Here is a 14,632-nt window from a genome sequence, read left to right on the forward strand (position 1 = left end):
GCTGTTAAAGTTGTTTTACCATGGTCAACGTGACCAATAGTTCCCACGTTTACGTGTGGTTTATTACGTTCAAACTTGGCTTTAGCCATGATGATTATCCTCGTTTACGCCGAGACTACTCTATCCAGACTCGTCGATTCAAACTCAGTTATCGACTCAAATGTTTAGCAAAAAACTAAACGCCCAATACTTTAAAAGCAGACTAAAAAGCCTGCTTTATTTAAAATCTTTTACTGTATCACTCTAAGCACAATCTGGAGCTCTTATCGAGATTTGAACTCGAGACCTCTCCCTTACCAAGGGAGTGCTCTACCACTGAGCTATAAGAGCGATAGACTACGCTTCGAGATGGAGCGGGAGACGAGGATCGAACTCGCGACATGCAGCTTGGAAGGCTGCCACTCTACCAACTGAGTTACTCCCGCACATGTTGGTACATTTTTATCGAAGACTTTAGATGGTGGTGAGGGAAGGATTCGAACCTTCGAAACTTTCGTGGCAGAGTTACAGTCTGCTCCCTTTGACCGCTCGGGAACCTCACCAAATCACACGCTCTTCAGTGTGCTCTTCTACTACATAAATGGTGCCGACACTCGGATTCGAACTGAGGACCTACTGATTACAAGTCAGTTGCTCTACCAACTGAGCTATGTCGGCGTTTCTTTATGCTTAACACTTATTTGTGTTTCGTATCAGAACGGGGTGCAGTTTAGCAAAACTCTCACATGATGCAAGTACTTTTTGTAAAAAAACTGCGAAAAACCTATAAAATCAATCCGTTTGACGATAATTCAACCGCCTTGATCACTGCGCGAGCTTTTATTTGGGTTTCATTCCACTCTGATGCCGGATTTGAGTCTGCCACCAAGCCTGCGCCTGCCTGCACATAGACCTTATCATCACGGATAATGCCGGTACGAATGGCAATCGACATGTCCATTTCACCATGCCAGCCCAGATAACCGACTGCGCCACCGAATACACCACGTTTAACCGGTTCAACTTCATCAATGATTTCCATGGCGCGGATTTTCGGGGCACCAGACAATGTGCCAGCCGGAAATGTTGCCTTAAGTACATCCAGCGCATCCACACCCTCTTTCACTTCACCCTGTACATTGGAAACAATATGCATTACATGTGAATAGCGCTCTATCACCATTTGATCGGTCACCCACACTTTACCAATCTTGGATACCCGACCAATATCATTACGTCCCAGATCAATCAACATCAAATGCTCGGCAATTTCTTTCTCATCCGATAAAAGATCTTTTTCCAGAGCCAGATCTTCTTCCTGAGTTTTACCACGGGGCCTTGTCCCCGCCAATGGACGCACAGTGGCGATTCCATCTTCCAGACGACACAGAATTTCCGGTGAAGAACCGACAATATAAAATGGTTTTTTATCCTCTAAAGTATAGCCCTGCACCAAAAACAAATAAGGCGATGGGTTTAAATGGCGCAAGGCACGATAAACAGAAATTGGATCACCATCAAAATCGGATACCATGCGATGTCCAGGTACAACCTGCATGACATCACCTGCCCGAATATATTCCTTGACCACCTCTATTGTTTCTAGAAATTTTTGTTCGCCAGTTAAGGAATGAAATACGGGTGCAGTATGCGGTTTTGCCACCAGACTGACTGGCTGTGCCAATAAGGCTTCAAGTTCATCTAGTCGTTGTTGCGCTTGTTGATAAGCATCTTCTTGTTCAATATCGGCATGGGTAATCAAAAACATGGTGTCTTTAAGATTATCAAACACGATGACTGTCTTGGATAACATCATCCATAAATCAGGCAAACCGATCGGATCGGCTTCGGGCACATTTTTCAGGCGTGGTTCGATATAACGTACCGAGTCGTAACCAAAATAGCCCACCAATCCACCAGTAAATTGTGGCAATGCAGGGACTAACGCATGCGGCGGCACTTTAAACTGTGCCTGATAATCACGAATATATTGAAACGGATCCAGACATTGCTGCGTGGAAACATTGCCCTGCTCATCCTGAATGGTTAATATGCCAGCATTACAAGAAAATACCGTACTTTCGCCCAGACCAATAATGGAATAACGTGCCCAAGTTTCGCCGCCCTCAACCGATTCAAATAAATAAGCCAGTTGTTGCTGGCGCAAACGGGCAAAAACAGTTAAGGGAGTTTCAGTATCAGCCAGACGCTGACGAAATACAGGAATGGTTAAATAGCCAGCTTGTTTTAATTGCTCAAATTGCGCAATAGAAGTCATGATCCGCTCTCAATGTGTCGATAGAAAATAGTGTTTTATTCGTTAATTTTTTAACGCCATCGAAACATCGTTGACTGGTTCATAATATCCTCAAATTTATGCTGGAATAAGTTGTTGCAAAGAGTCGATCACCCACTGCGGCTGACACAATTGTATGTCTTCTCCATGATTATAGCCATAGCTTAAAACAATACAATCTATTCCCGCGGCACGCGCCGCTTCGACATCATTACGGGAATCGCCAATCATTAAGGTCTGTGCCGCAGATTGACCAAAATATTGCATGGCATGTAACAGCGGTTCTGGATGCGGTTTACGATGGGTTAAGGAATCACCACCCAATACCAGTGCAAAGCATTCCAGTAAATTAAGCTGCCTGAGTAACTCCACTGCTGCCTGATAAGGTTTATTGGTGACACAGACCAGCGTTTTATTCTGAATTTTGCAATACTCCAGAAAATTCAGCACCCCTTCATAAATTGTGGTTTCTACACACAAATTATGCTGATACACCGGCAAAAAGTGCTGCAAAAGGATTTGCTGTTGCGCTGGATCAAGCTTTTGATCCTGATATTGAATCACGCAACCACATAATTGTGCCGCACCCTTGCCAACCCAGACCCGTACCTGCTGTTCGGTTACTGTTGGCCGCCCCAAATCCGCAAGGGTTAAATTCATGGCACGATACAAATCCCGTGCTGAATCCACCAGCGTACCATCCAGATCGAATAAAATTAAATTTCTTTGCGAAAGATCCATCAGTGAACTCATGTTAACCCCAAAACATACAACCTATTGCCCTACAAAAAACAGGCTCGCCACTATAATTAAAATGATCAGGATCACCAGACTCATCACGCCGACTTTGGCATTTTTCTGTTGTTGTTCAACCTGCTCGACCCTGCTCTCAAGTTCCTGAGTCGCCACGGGTTCTGGTTCAGGTTCAACTTTCACTTCAACATGTTCTGGAATTGGTGCGGGTTTTGGTACACCAATATTGGTCGGCATTCCATCACGGTTCAATTCTACATCAGCACCACGCTGTTCAAGTGTTGGCATACCTTGATCGCCCGGCACGACTTTTTCAATACTTGGCGCATCTGTCGTTTCAACCTGATCAGCATGCTCTTCAAGAATTTGAAAACGAATGGTTTCAAAATTAATTTCATCTTGATGGTGAAGCTGTTGTTCAGTTACTTGTTGATCGTTCACAAAGGTGCCATTGGAAGAACCCAAATCCTGAATCCAGAGCGAACCATCTTCTTTTAAAAGCAATGCAGCGTGGCGACGCGACACATGCGCCGCTTGCAATACGATATCGGCCTGTTGATGACGCCCAATCACCATATCCCGATCAATCACAAGTGTTTCACCTACAATAGGTTCACTTAATCCTACCAGCTTCCAACGCATGTGCTTATCCTATTCATTTCTCATGACAACTTACATCAGTTTAGCAAAGCCGTCTTTGGGTTTAAACCTTTATTCAGACAAACGATATTGGATTTGTGTTTCAGTATTTGCGGTGCGCTCAATATTTACTTGAGGCTGTACTGGTGTAGCCACAGCTGTTTGAGATACAGAATTCCCTTTAGGTCGTAAATCCACTGTCGTCGTGCTATTCGTTGCTGTTGGTGTCACTGGAATGGTTTGATATTTTTTACCATTCTGAACATTTGAGGGTACTGTTATTTTGGGTTGATAAATGTCATCTACATTTTCTGGCAATACTGCAAAACTACCGTCTTTATCAAATGTCAGTTGCAAACTATGCAGTTGACCATAACGCTGACGAGTGATATTACGACCATCTACATCATCTTTGATAATTGTGGGATGGATAAAAACCAGTAAATTGCGTTTTTCGGTTGAAGCACTATCGGAACGGAATAAACGACCAATGCCGGGAATACGCCCCAAGCCCGGTACCGCTTGCCGTTCATCTATGCGATCATCTTGCATAAGTCCACCCAATACGATGGTCTGCCCATCCTCGGCTAAAATTGCAGTTTTAATCGCACGTTTACTGGTAATAATATCTCTTGCAGCAGTACTGTTTGTGACCGCTGAAACCTCTTGTTCAACCTCTAAACGAATGGTGCCAGCTTCACCAACTTGAGGAACAACTTTAAGCGTAATACCAACGTCTTTACGTTCAATCGTAGTATATGGATTTGCAGTCCCACCACTTGTACTGACAGAACCAGTAACAAAAGGTACATTTTGACCAACGACTATATAGGCCTCCTCATTATCCATCGTCACCACAGAAGGTGCGGATAATAAGTTTGACTTCTGATTTTTTTCCAGTGCTTGTACCAAGATACCAAAAAAACTCTGTGTACCGTCACTGTTTCTCTTAAAATCGCCAATTCCAACTGTAGCACCACTGCTGATGTCACTTAACGCAGAGGCTTGCGTTGTACTTCCCCCCAAATACCCCGCAGCCAGACCCGCCAAACTCGCCCCGGCATTGGCAAAATTGATCAAGCCAACGCCGCTGGATAAATCACCCAATGCCCATTGCACACCGAGTTGATCTGCATTTGTTCCAGCAATCTCAACAATTGCTGCTTCAATCAGAACCTGTTGGCGACGAATATCCAGTTGTTGAACTGCACTTTCAATTTCCCGCATCAATTGTGGATCTGCTTTGACCACCAAGGCATTTTGTGTTGCATCGGCAATAATGCTCACGCCATTACCACTAAAGCTAGTTAAAGCATTCTGGTTGGTATTATTTGATCCAGTTAAATTAATACTAGATCCTGAAGTTCCCGATGTAGAAGACGTGTTTGAATTATTATTGAGCAGAGAGTTAATACTATTACTACTACTCGACGATGAATTATTGGCACTGCTATTGACTGCTTGCCCTGTCACCAAACCTTGCAAGATTTCTGCAAGATTTTTGGCATTGGCATGTTTCAAACGAAAGACCTGTAAACCACCCAAACGATTTGCCGAGGGTACATCCAACATTTCGATTAATTGCCGAATACGTTTACGGCTACTGGTATCGCCCTTAATCAAAATACGATTGGTCCGGGTATCTGCCACCACACGCACACGGGAACCTTTTAAATCCTTTGCCGCGCCTGTTGCACTCATAGAGTCAATTAGACCCAGAATTTCTTCAGCCTGACTCGACTGCAAAGCAATTGCTTCAATATCATTTTCACCAGTCCCATCCAGATTACGAATAATGGTTTCCAGTTGATAGATATTGGCAGCTCGATCAGAAACAATTAAGGCATTAGTCCCCGGTACAGCAGCAAGATTGGCAAATTGTGGCATTAAAGGTCGTAATGCAGGAATTAAATCACTGGGATTAGTATTATCCAGCCAGATAATACGGGTAACAATTTGATCCCCTCTGGCATTATTACGCGCATCATAGGGAATACCCGAGTTTTTTACATTATTATCCGGAACCAGTTTTATGGTATTCCCTGATGGTATGGCCACCACACCATTCACATTCAATACGCCTAGAAACAATTCATACACTTGATCTTTGGTCAGTGCTTTGTTTGAAATAACCGTGACATTACCACGCACACGCGGATCAACCGCAAAATTCTTGCCGGTAATATCAGCAACTTCATTAATAAATGCAGCAAGATCGGCATCACGCAAATTAATTTTCCAGGTTTGCGCATAAGCAACTGTACTTATCGCAGCCATCATTGGTGCTGCTGCCACCAAAGCCCATAGTTGACGATTTTCGATATGTAAACTCATGTGAACTCGTCTTGCCTCATCTCATTGTGCACTTCATGTGCCTTAAAAACTTTGTTGTATGGTCATCGTTTGATCACCACGCTGAATTTCAATTTTTGCCTGACCTGTTTTTCTAATTTGCTCAAGCAATTGTGCTTCATTTGTTCCATTGGAGAGGGTTTGCCCATTGACAGAAAGGATTCGATCACCGGGCTTTAATCCCAATCTAGTTCTTAACGCTGGCGGTGTTTTATCTGTGATTTCAAAACCATTTTGTCCGGCGCTTACACCCATCTGACCCAGATATTGTTCCCGATCTTTTTGCAATTGTTCAATCGCACCGCCAATTGCACCATCTGCTGTACTGTTATTCTGTGTAGGTAGTGATGTAGGATTAGACGGCGCCGTGCTACTCGCAGGTGGTGCTATATTGGCTGTGGTGCTTGCTTCGCCAAATTTCAATTCTCGGGTTTTTCCGCTACTTTCACGAATCATCACCCGATCCCAATAGACATCTGCTAGTTCTAGTCCGGTTTCAGCAATCTTATCACCAATTCGATAACTATCCGCTTTATCATTGACACGTAAAACAGCCGAAGATAAATAGCGAGGACTTGCCACAACAACACCTTCAAGTTTAAGTGGCAAACTTGACTGCGCCTGCACTTGTGGATCTTGTCCCGGCTCTTCAAACAATGAAAATCTTACAATATTGGGCATAACAGGTTGTTGTGAACCCAAAATCACCGGCTGAATAACAGGAATTTGTGGTGGTGCAACAAACCACCAAAATAAACTTGCTAATCGCCAGCATAGCCAAATCATGATGATCAAAAAGAATATCGGGGCAAGCTTATCAAGCTTTTGCAGATCAAATCTGGATAACCATTGTGGCATCATCACTGACCTCTTAGACTTGTCAGTGGTTGACGTGTACTGATTACAGCAGTATCCAGTCCCGCTTTGCCCTGATAACTTGGTGAATGTAGTAAGAAACGCTGGGTGATTTGCACATCCAACATGCCATCTGCACCCACCAACATATCTGCCATACGTTGTTTCTGGCTGTCTTTTAGCAATAATTTTAATTTTTCTTTTTCACCACTCACCTCTCCAACCAAAGGTGGAATATCTATCCGTTCAAAGCGTTGCCCTATAGGATAATTCAGCATGCCCCCCGACCATGACAATTGCCCTTCGGCCGATTGGAATCCGGTTTTTCCTTTATAATTAACACTTAAATCTTTGACATTGATTGAGGTACTGGGCCATTGCCATGCAACCAATGCAGACAAGGTTTCTGGACTGATTTTACCATTAAAGTGTTGTAGATAAATATTTTTGGCTACACCGTAGGCAATCACACCCTGTAATTGAGTTTGCCCGCTATGTATGGTGACCTGACTTGCAACGCGCAAACGTAATAATTCCCAAGGCCGTGTGGACCAGTGTACTGTGCCTTGCAGTGTATTAATATTCCAGTCCGCCTGCCCTTGCCAGATATTTCCACTGACGTTTTGCAACATACGCTGATCCGGAGCAAACTTTTTCAATAACCAGACCGCAGGTACCTGAAGCACGATAAATAGGGCAAATAAGACAAGAAAAAGTATCGCCCAAAATCGAATTCGTTTTTTATTTGTCATCAACATGCATACCTTAACTTACGTCCTGTATTTGATTGTGCTTGTTGTCGTACTCACTATGATGACATTATGCATATTTTACCAACTTAACAATACCTTTTAAGACACAAAAAACCAAGCATTTACGCTTGGTTTGAACTTTATAACTGATAAACATGACAGTGTCATGAACAATTAAAGTTTAGATCAGTAGATCATCGATGCTCTTGCCTTCAGCCAATGCATTCACAACCCAGCGTGGTTGTTTACCACGACCTGTCCATGTTTCATTGCTATTTTTGGGATTACGATATCTTGGCGCAACTGTACGTTTTACTGTAGATTTTTTGGTTTTACGACCATGCTCAATCAGTTCTTCCAGACTCAAACCCACGCTGTTCGCGACATCCAGTAATTCTTGATATGCGTCATCTACTTTTGCACGTTGTTTCTTTTCAATCAGTGCATCAGCTTGTTCTTTTAAAGCTTGCAATTGATTAATATCTAAATTTTCGATATTTGTTGACATATGGAACTCCAGTTAAATCTATAAACTATTTTTAATCTTACTTAGGCCGTATTATATACCACAAAATTATTATTTTTAGAATAAAAAATACACATTATATTATTATTTTGTGATTTATTCTTTATATTATGAAGTTAAGCTTTCATTTACCAGTTAAAAACCTACACAATTTCGACAAAATAAAAATAGAATGTTTTTCGCATGCAAAGATTATAAATCTAATGCATGCTGAACCGTTGCTTCGAATGCAATAATTTGCTGTTTTAATGCCAGCGGCATATTCGATTTTTTATGACTATGTTTATCAAGACAAACGATTACCGCCTCAGCTTCGGCAACTATTTTTTGCTGTTGTTCACTATATAGCATATAAGACATTCGCATCGCAGATTGACGTAACTCTTCAACACGGGTGCCGATATGTAATACATCTGGATAAATCACCGAACTTAAATAACGGCAATTGCTACTAGCGATCACAGTATAAACATCTAAATTAAAAATATTAAGCTGACTTAAATAGGCAATACGGGCACTTTCAACATAGCGATAATATTGCACATTATTGACGTGTCCAAATGCATCCATGTCACCCCAGGCAACAACTTGTTTAAAAACAAGTGGATAGTTAATTAAGGCTGGAACATTCATATGCTTGATCACTATAGGTCGAATTTAAAATCCTGCTTTGAATATTGTAGCAACAGTTTTAAATCTTCTTGCAAAGCATCTGAAGATTTAATTGCTTCCTGAATTCGCAGATATGCCATATAGGCATCATCGGGAAACTGTTTTAAAAGCTGCTCAGCTTGTTCAAAATTCTGCTGCCGTTGATAAATATGCCACTGGGCAAAGGTTAAACTTGGCTGGGCAGGATATATATCCTGCCATTGTTGTAATTGCTGTTCGAGTTGTTGTATTGGCTGCTGTTGGTTTAAAGCTTTATCTAACCAAATATATAACACTTCTGGCACAAATCTTTGCTGTAATATTTTTTGGGCAAACTCAGCACTTTCGGCATTAAATAGCTCAAATTGACTCAATAGTTTTAAAATCAGAATTTGTTCCTGAATGTCCATATCAGGCAGATCCAAAGCAATCGTTTGATACCATTCCAAAAACAACTGCTGATCCTCATCACTGGCCTCAAAACTTTGATCCAGTAAAGCCTGTAACCAGATTAAACTCTGTTCAGGATTAAACTGCGGTTGATGAGAAGCTTTAAATATCCACCAAGGGCAAGTTTTGGACAATAATAACCATTTTTCCCGTAATTCAGCCTGATAGGCTTTTTCCACCGGATGCAACCATATCGATAATGGCTGAACCGTTAAAAACTCCAGACGATCCAGTGCTTCGGCATAATTTTTGTCTGCCAGAGCGATATCGATTTTAAGCAGTTCAGCCAGCTCAAATAGCGGATTCTGGTTTTCTTTAAGCCATTGCTTGGCCTCATCGCCATGGCCTTGATCAATCAACAATCTAGCCGAAATCAGTGGATAAAGCCATTCTGAATTTTGATAGGTAGAGACGACCCGATCCTGCTCCACTTGCTCGGCATGTAATAACCAAACAATACCGATACGCTCATACGGATGCAGTTCCTGAAATGATTTTGGCATCAAATGTTTTTGTAATCGGCGACGAAACACTTTACGCAATAAATGCCATAAAGTAGAAAATGCCGCGATAAAACACACTACACAAACCAGTAATACCAAAAGATTACTTTGTATTTGCCAGCCTAACCATTGAATATAAACATAACCAAAACCAGTATTAAAACTCAGCACAAACATGACGGCTATCAGCAATAAGGTCAGGCAGATATAGCTTACAATCCGATCACGCATTTAATTCTCCTGACATTTTCACTCACCTGTACCTTTAAACTGCCTGTACCAAAGCCAGAGCACTCAGTTGCGGTGGCGCCGATAATGCCAGACGGTCAAGTTTTTGCAAACCCGCTAAAACCTGACGGGCATTATGATCCGGATATGCAGATAATCCTGTTATCATTTCCTGAATTTGTGTACGGTAGAATATGCTTTGACCCGCATATAATGCTTGTTGTGCCAGTAAAAGCTGCAATTGAAGTTGCTTAAAATACAGTTTACGCTGCTGTAAATCAGGAATTTCATCAGCTCTCCCCACACTCAACCAATTTGACCAACGCCATTTATTTTCTACATGATCAAGCGAATCCGCCTGTAAATTTTGTCCAATTTTAAGTAATTGCTGCTGTAAAATCTGCTGATGTTCTGCCCGTTGCTGCATATATAAAGTGATTGCGCTTTGATCTTTGCTTAATGCCTCAATTAATGCCAGGTTTAAACTTTCAGATAATAATTGTTGATCCATCAAACGCTGTCTTAACTGTTGAATCTGCTCCAAAGCCACGGTAAAACGTTGTTGCTGCAACGCTGCCTGAATCAACTGTAACCGATCTTGTACGTAATCCTGTGCTGAATAACTTTCTTCCTCTGTTGCAGTTATACTCGGTGAAGTAGATGTTTTCGATGCAGGTAAGGGTTGATGATTCTGTTGCTTTTGTAAAGCAATCAACTGATCATAAAGACTGGCAATGCGCTGATTTTGTTGTTCTATATTTTTATTTAAGACATCAACTTTACGATTTTCCAGCGAATATACATCCGTACTAAGCTTAAATAGCCATACGCTCAATATAATAAGAATAATCCATAAGACTTTATTCATAACCCATATGCTGCTGTAATCGTTGATGAATGGTATGCGCATCCAAATGATGCACGGTAAGGATAGTGGCAACGACATTATGATCACAAAAATAATGCTGTAATACCTGAGTTACCCTATCTCCAAGAACAATATAAATATTCTGTCCAAGTGCTTTTTGCGCTTGGATAAAATCCTGACATAAGAGAAGCCAGTTTTTCCAGCTTTCTTCACTGCTGATTAAGATAATTGCAGGTAAATGTGAAAATTTTATTGCCAGTTCTACAGGATTATACTGCGGGCATTGCCGACTATATAACAATATATTCTGGATATGACAACCCTGCTTTTGCAAATGTTGCATCATCAGGGTTCGACCGCCTATCCCACGCCAGAATGCAATGGTTTTATCCTGTAAGTGATGCAATACTTCCAGTTGTAACATGCCTTCACTGGTTTCAACCTTGGGACATTCACTATGCAATGCATATTCCTGTAAAGCCAGTTGTGTTGAACGCCCGACTGCAATCCATTTCTTTTGTTGCAGTAAGGCCATGTCCAGCCCAAGCTCACGATAATATTGCACACCCAATTGTGCAGCGATGGGGCTAACAACCACCACAATATCTGCCGAGCAAAACGCCTGAAACTGCAACCTTAGCGCAGCATCAAGTGGCAATGGCTTTAATGCCAGTAAAGGCAGTTCAAACACCTCGTAGCCTAAAGCCTGTAGCGCCTGACTAAGTGGTTGCGCACGTGCTTGCGGGCGTGTATTAAAAATCTGCATAGGCATGTTAAGGAACAAGAACTCTAGTGCTGATAAAGGGCTTGTAGCAGTTCACCTGCCCCCTGATGCAATAGATCCTGAGCCAGCGCAACACCGAGCTGCTCGGCCTGTTCTACATCGCCCTGCTGTGTTGCCACCAGCAACGTCTCACCATCAGCAGAGCCGACCCGGCCTTCAATACTCAAAATTCCGTTATCCTGCAACTGGGCAAACGCAGCAATCGGCACCTGACAACCACCCTCAAGATAGGCATTAAAAGCACGTTCTGCACGTACGCATGCCGAAGTTTCGTTATGTATTAAAAAATCGATATAATCCAGAATCTGGTGATCATTGCTACGACACTCCAGCCCCAAAGCACCTTGTCCTACTGCCGGTAAACTGATCTCCGGGGCAATACGATGGGCAATACGATCCCCTAAACCAAGACGTTTTAAACCTGCACTTGCCAAAATAATGGCATCATATTGACCAGCATCGAGTTTGGACAAACGTGTACCCACGTTGCCACGCAGATCTCGAATATCCAGATCAGGTCGTTTTGCCAATAATTGACTGCGGCGGCGCAAACTGGACGTGCCAACCACGGCGCCATGCGGTAATTGATCGAAACTGACATAGCTGTTGGAAACAAACGCATCAAACGGATCTTCACGCTCACAAATCACCGGCAGCGATAAACCTTCGGGCAGTTGCATCGGAACATCTTTCATGGAATGGACTGCAATATCTGCCCGTCCATCAAGTAATGCGGCTTCCAGTTCTTTGACAAATAAGCCTTTGCCACCAATTTTGGCCAAAGGCGTATCGAGAATTTTATCACCCTGCGTCACAAATTTGACCAACTCCACCTTTAGTGTTGGATAGTGTTGTTGTAATCGTTGCTGAATATATTCCGCTTGCCACAAGGCCAGCGGACTTTGCCGGGTCGCAATTTTTAATACAGACATGGTTTTTCAATTTCACAGACATTTGACCTAAGCCAACACTAACGCCATGCCTTAAAAATGCAAGTATAAATTGATTTTTTAGCTAAAAATTATAGCTTTTGCATTCTTTCTTTAATATGTGGTAAATGCCGCCGGCTGATTAACAACTTCTCATCAATTTCCCTGCATCTCACCTGATATTGACCATTTGCCAGCATTTCCAGACCTTCCAGATGTTTAAGTGAAATTAACGCATTACGATGAATACGAATAAAATCCGCAGTAAATTCATTTTCCAGTTCTTTTAAGGTTTCATCAATCAACACCTGTCCGTGTTTATGACGTACTGTGACATATTTCTGATCAGCAAAGAAATAATAAATATCTTCTATCGGAATTAATTCAACACCCCGATGTGTTCGGGCTACAATATTTTGGCGCGCTGTATTCTGAGAAACTGTGGAATTCAAATCTCTGCTTTGAAGCGGCAGCGCCTGTAATTGTGCTTGATTTAACCGAGTAGCTTTATGCAATGCATGCTGTAAATCATCTAAGGGGATGGGTTTTAATAAATAGGCCATCGCATGGGTTTTAAAAGCATCAATCGCATATTGATCAAATGCAGTACAAAATACAATCGCAGGAGGTGTATCCAGCTGACTCAGTTGTACTGCACAATCCAGACCATTCATTTCAGGCATACGAATATCCAGTAAAATCGCATCTGGTCTAAATTTTTCTACCGCTGCAATGGCCTGTTTGCCATTATTTGCCTGTGCAACCACACAATGCCCCAGCTGTGTTACCATACGCACCAGTCGTTCACGGGCTAAAGCCTCATCGTCACAAATGACAATATCCATGGTATTCCCCATTTTTTCTGACAGATGTCATCATTCACCATCTGCTTTTTATTGGTATTTATAACTCAACAAGGTCGTGAATATGCCATCCCGTGCAAAAATCTTAAAATTCACTGTTGCTCCGTAATAGGCCATCAACCGTTGTTTCACATTATCAATTGCAATGCCATTTCCCTGAGTTGATTGCAATCCGGATTGATAGGGATTGGTGAGCACAATACTCACCTGTCGATCAATCACTTCAATCAATATACTCACTGTACTTTGATCTGACATTGACTCAATGCCATGATAAATGCAGTTTTCAAGCAAAGGCTGCAAGGTAAGCAAAGGAATTTTGGCAAATTTAAGTTGATCTTCACCTTCAATTCGCCATTTTACATGCAGTCGATCGCCCAGCCGTACCGACTCAATTTTTAAATAACGCTGGCATAGCTCAATCTCTTCTTGCAAGGCAACTTCCCGCAATTCCGTCAGACTGGCACGGAATAAACCGGATAAATCAATTAGCATTTGCTCTGCCCGAAAAGGATCAATCGCAATTAAACTCACCACGGTATTTAAACTATTAAATAAAAAATGTGGATGAATACGTGCCTGTAATGCCTGTACCCGTGCCATTAATTCGGATTGTTGCTGTTCAATCCATTGTTCGCGCACATATAAATAACGCAGGCAAATCAACCCGACACCGCCACCTAACACCACATGATGTAAACCACCTGCAAAAATAGTGGATACATCTAATTGCTGTTGAGATCTGTCACCCATAAATTTTAGAATATTGACCGCACAGGTACTCGATAACACCAGCACAATTAAAATAAAAAAACAGATCATCAACGCAATATGACGATCAAAGCGGTTTAGAATTTTTTGTAATTTATCCACACAGACCGCAAAGCAAATCGCCACCCAACTGACAAATAAAAGATAATGCAGTAATGTGATGAATGATAGTTCTGATAAATCCTTAACACTGGCCACCGCCAGAATAATTGCAAGAAGATTGCTGGCCAATAAGAGTTCCAGTACATGCCGCCAACGTCTGAAATCACTGAAATAATAGCGTGATTTGGAAAAAGTCGAAGATAAGCGTTGTGGCGATGGCATTGGCGTACTCTACTTTAGACTGACTTTTTTAGACCAATTGTTTTGCCTAAGGTCTATTGATACTTCTTTTAGCAAGCATGCGATAATCTGCTATACTCTCATCGATTTA

At 41.9% G+C, this 14,632-nt stretch carries 15 protein-coding genes and 4 tRNA genes; all 19 read right to left on the reverse strand.

Features of this window, described 5'->3' with window-relative positions; genetic code table 11:
• Positions 1 to 89 (reverse strand): GTP-binding protein (locus CRO21_RS14355; RefSeq protein WP_072292276.1); only part of this gene is annotated, 89 nt, incomplete at its 3' end.
• 166 nt (positions 90 to 255) lie between these two features.
• Positions 256 to 330: transfer RNA gene (locus tag CRO21_RS14360), tRNA-Thr, on the reverse strand.
• A gap of 19 nt (positions 331 to 349) precedes the next feature.
• Positions 350 to 425, reverse strand: a tRNA-Gly gene (locus CRO21_RS14365).
• A gap of 33 nt (positions 426 to 458) precedes the next feature.
• A tRNA-Tyr gene (locus CRO21_RS14370) sits at positions 459 to 542 on the reverse strand.
• Positions 543 to 581: 39 nt separating this feature from the next.
• A tRNA-Thr gene (locus CRO21_RS14375) sits at positions 582 to 657 on the reverse strand.
• 106 nt (positions 658 to 763) lie between these two features.
• Positions 764 to 2,257: an anthranilate synthase component I gene (gene trpE, locus CRO21_RS14380; protein WP_097080008.1), complete on the reverse strand. Its 1,494-nt coding sequence runs from the start codon at positions 2,255 to 2,257 to the stop codon at positions 764 to 766.
• A 96-nt stretch (positions 2,258 to 2,353) separates the two neighbouring features.
• Positions 2,354 to 3,028: a phosphoglycolate phosphatase gene (locus CRO21_RS14385; protein ID WP_097080009.1), complete on the reverse strand. Its 675-nt coding sequence runs from the start codon at positions 3,026 to 3,028 to the stop codon at positions 2,354 to 2,356.
• 21 nt (positions 3,029 to 3,049) lie between these two features.
• A complete protein-coding gene (locus CRO21_RS14390; RefSeq protein WP_097080010.1) occupies positions 3,050 to 3,670 on the reverse strand; it encodes an FHA domain-containing protein in 621 nt (206 codons plus the stop codon).
• A gap of 69 nt (positions 3,671 to 3,739) precedes the next feature.
• The gene (gspD, locus tag CRO21_RS14395) at positions 3,740 to 6,001 is read right to left on the reverse strand and encodes a type II secretion system secretin GspD (protein WP_097080011.1); all 2,262 of its coding nucleotides are present in this window, start codon (positions 5,999 to 6,001) and stop codon (positions 3,740 to 3,742) included.
• A 42-nt stretch (positions 6,002 to 6,043) separates the two neighbouring features.
• Entirely contained in the window at positions 6,044 to 6,877 is an 834-nt protein-coding gene (locus tag CRO21_RS14400; protein ID WP_228150460.1) for a type II secretion system protein N, read from the reverse strand.
• A gap of 2 nt (positions 6,878 to 6,879) precedes the next feature.
• The gene (gene gspN / locus CRO21_RS14405) at positions 6,880 to 7,626 is read right to left on the reverse strand and encodes a type II secretion system protein N (protein WP_097080013.1); all 747 of its coding nucleotides are present in this window, start codon (positions 7,624 to 7,626) and stop codon (positions 6,880 to 6,882) included.
• A gap of 181 nt (positions 7,627 to 7,807) precedes the next feature.
• A complete protein-coding gene (locus CRO21_RS14410) occupies positions 7,808 to 8,134 on the reverse strand; it encodes an H-NS histone family protein (RefSeq protein WP_097080014.1) in 327 nt (108 codons plus the stop codon).
• A gap of 210 nt (positions 8,135 to 8,344) precedes the next feature.
• Positions 8,345 to 8,785 (reverse strand): acyl-CoA thioesterase, encoded by a 441-nt coding sequence (locus CRO21_RS14415; RefSeq protein WP_097080015.1) that lies wholly within the window; start codon positions 8,783 to 8,785, stop codon positions 8,345 to 8,347.
• Between the two features lie 11 nt (positions 8,786 to 8,796).
• Entirely contained in the window at positions 8,797 to 9,987 is a 1,191-nt protein-coding gene (locus CRO21_RS14420; protein WP_097080016.1) for a hypothetical protein, read from the reverse strand.
• Between the two features lie 34 nt (positions 9,988 to 10,021).
• Positions 10,022 to 10,852 (reverse strand): hypothetical protein, encoded by an 831-nt coding sequence (locus tag CRO21_RS14425; RefSeq protein ID WP_097080017.1) that lies wholly within the window; start codon positions 10,850 to 10,852, stop codon positions 10,022 to 10,024.
• Positions 10,845 to 11,624 (reverse strand): uroporphyrinogen-III synthase, encoded by a 780-nt coding sequence (locus CRO21_RS14430; protein ID WP_097080018.1) that lies wholly within the window; start codon positions 11,622 to 11,624, stop codon positions 10,845 to 10,847. The genes CRO21_RS14425 and CRO21_RS14430 overlap by 8 nt, the downstream gene beginning before the upstream one ends.
• A 17-nt stretch (positions 11,625 to 11,641) precedes the next feature.
• Positions 11,642 to 12,568 carry a hydroxymethylbilane synthase gene (hemC, locus tag CRO21_RS14435; protein WP_097080019.1) on the reverse strand — a complete coding sequence of 309 codons (927 nt, stop codon included), beginning with the start codon at positions 12,566 to 12,568 and terminating at the stop codon, positions 11,642 to 11,644.
• Positions 12,569 to 12,657: 89 nt separating this feature from the next.
• Entirely contained in the window at positions 12,658 to 13,410 is a 753-nt protein-coding gene (locus CRO21_RS14440) for a LytR/AlgR family response regulator transcription factor (RefSeq protein WP_097080020.1), read from the reverse strand.
• A 48-nt stretch (positions 13,411 to 13,458) separates the two neighbouring features.
• Positions 13,459 to 14,523, reverse strand: coding sequence for a sensor histidine kinase (locus CRO21_RS14445; RefSeq protein WP_097080021.1), 1,065 nt, complete (start codon positions 14,521 to 14,523; stop codon positions 13,459 to 13,461).
• Positions 14,524 to 14,632: the final 109 nt, after the last annotated feature.

The organism is Acinetobacter puyangensis, from assembly GCF_900096995.1.
Lineage (GTDB): Bacteria > Pseudomonadota > Gammaproteobacteria > Pseudomonadales > Moraxellaceae > Acinetobacter > Acinetobacter puyangensis.

Bases quoted from the DNA above. Each gene is read 5' to 3' on its own strand.
- trpE (WP_097080008.1), bottom strand. From the start codon at position 2,257: ATGACTTCTATTGCGCAATTTGAGCAATTAAAACAAGCTGGCTATTTA.
- CRO21_RS14385 (WP_097080009.1), bottom strand. From the start codon at position 3,028: ATGAGTTCACTGATGGATCTTTCGCAAAGAAATTTAATTTTATTCGAT.
- CRO21_RS14390 (WP_097080010.1), bottom strand. From the start codon at position 3,670: ATGCGTTGGAAGCTGGTAGGATTAAGTGAACCTATTGTAGGTGAAACA.
- gspD (WP_097080011.1), bottom strand. From the start codon at position 6,001: ATGAGTTTACATATCGAAAATCGTCAACTATGGGCTTTGGTGGCAGCA.
- CRO21_RS14400 (WP_228150460.1), bottom strand. From the start codon at position 6,877: ATGCCACAATGGTTATCCAGATTTGATCTGCAAAAGCTTGATAAGCTT.
- gspN (WP_097080013.1), bottom strand. From the start codon at position 7,626: ATGACAAATAAAAAACGAATTCGATTTTGGGCGATACTTTTTCTTGTC.
- CRO21_RS14410 (WP_097080014.1), bottom strand. From the start codon at position 8,134: ATGTCAACAAATATCGAAAATTTAGATATTAATCAATTGCAAGCTTTA.
- CRO21_RS14415 (WP_097080015.1), bottom strand. From the start codon at position 8,785: ATGAATGTTCCAGCCTTAATTAACTATCCACTTGTTTTTAAACAAGTT.
- CRO21_RS14420 (WP_097080016.1), bottom strand. From the start codon at position 9,987: ATGCGTGATCGGATTGTAAGCTATATCTGCCTGACCTTATTGCTGATA.
- CRO21_RS14425 (WP_097080017.1), bottom strand. From the start codon at position 10,852: ATGAATAAAGTCTTATGGATTATTCTTATTATATTGAGCGTATGGCTA.
- CRO21_RS14430 (WP_097080018.1), bottom strand. From the start codon at position 11,624: ATGCCTATGCAGATTTTTAATACACGCCCGCAAGCACGTGCGCAACCA.
- hemC (WP_097080019.1), bottom strand. From the start codon at position 12,568: ATGTCTGTATTAAAAATTGCGACCCGGCAAAGTCCGCTGGCCTTGTGG.
- CRO21_RS14440 (WP_097080020.1), bottom strand. From the start codon at position 13,410: ATGGATATTGTCATTTGTGACGATGAGGCTTTAGCCCGTGAACGACTG.
- CRO21_RS14445 (WP_097080021.1), bottom strand. From the start codon at position 14,523: ATGCCATCGCCACAACGCTTATCTTCGACTTTTTCCAAATCACGCTAT.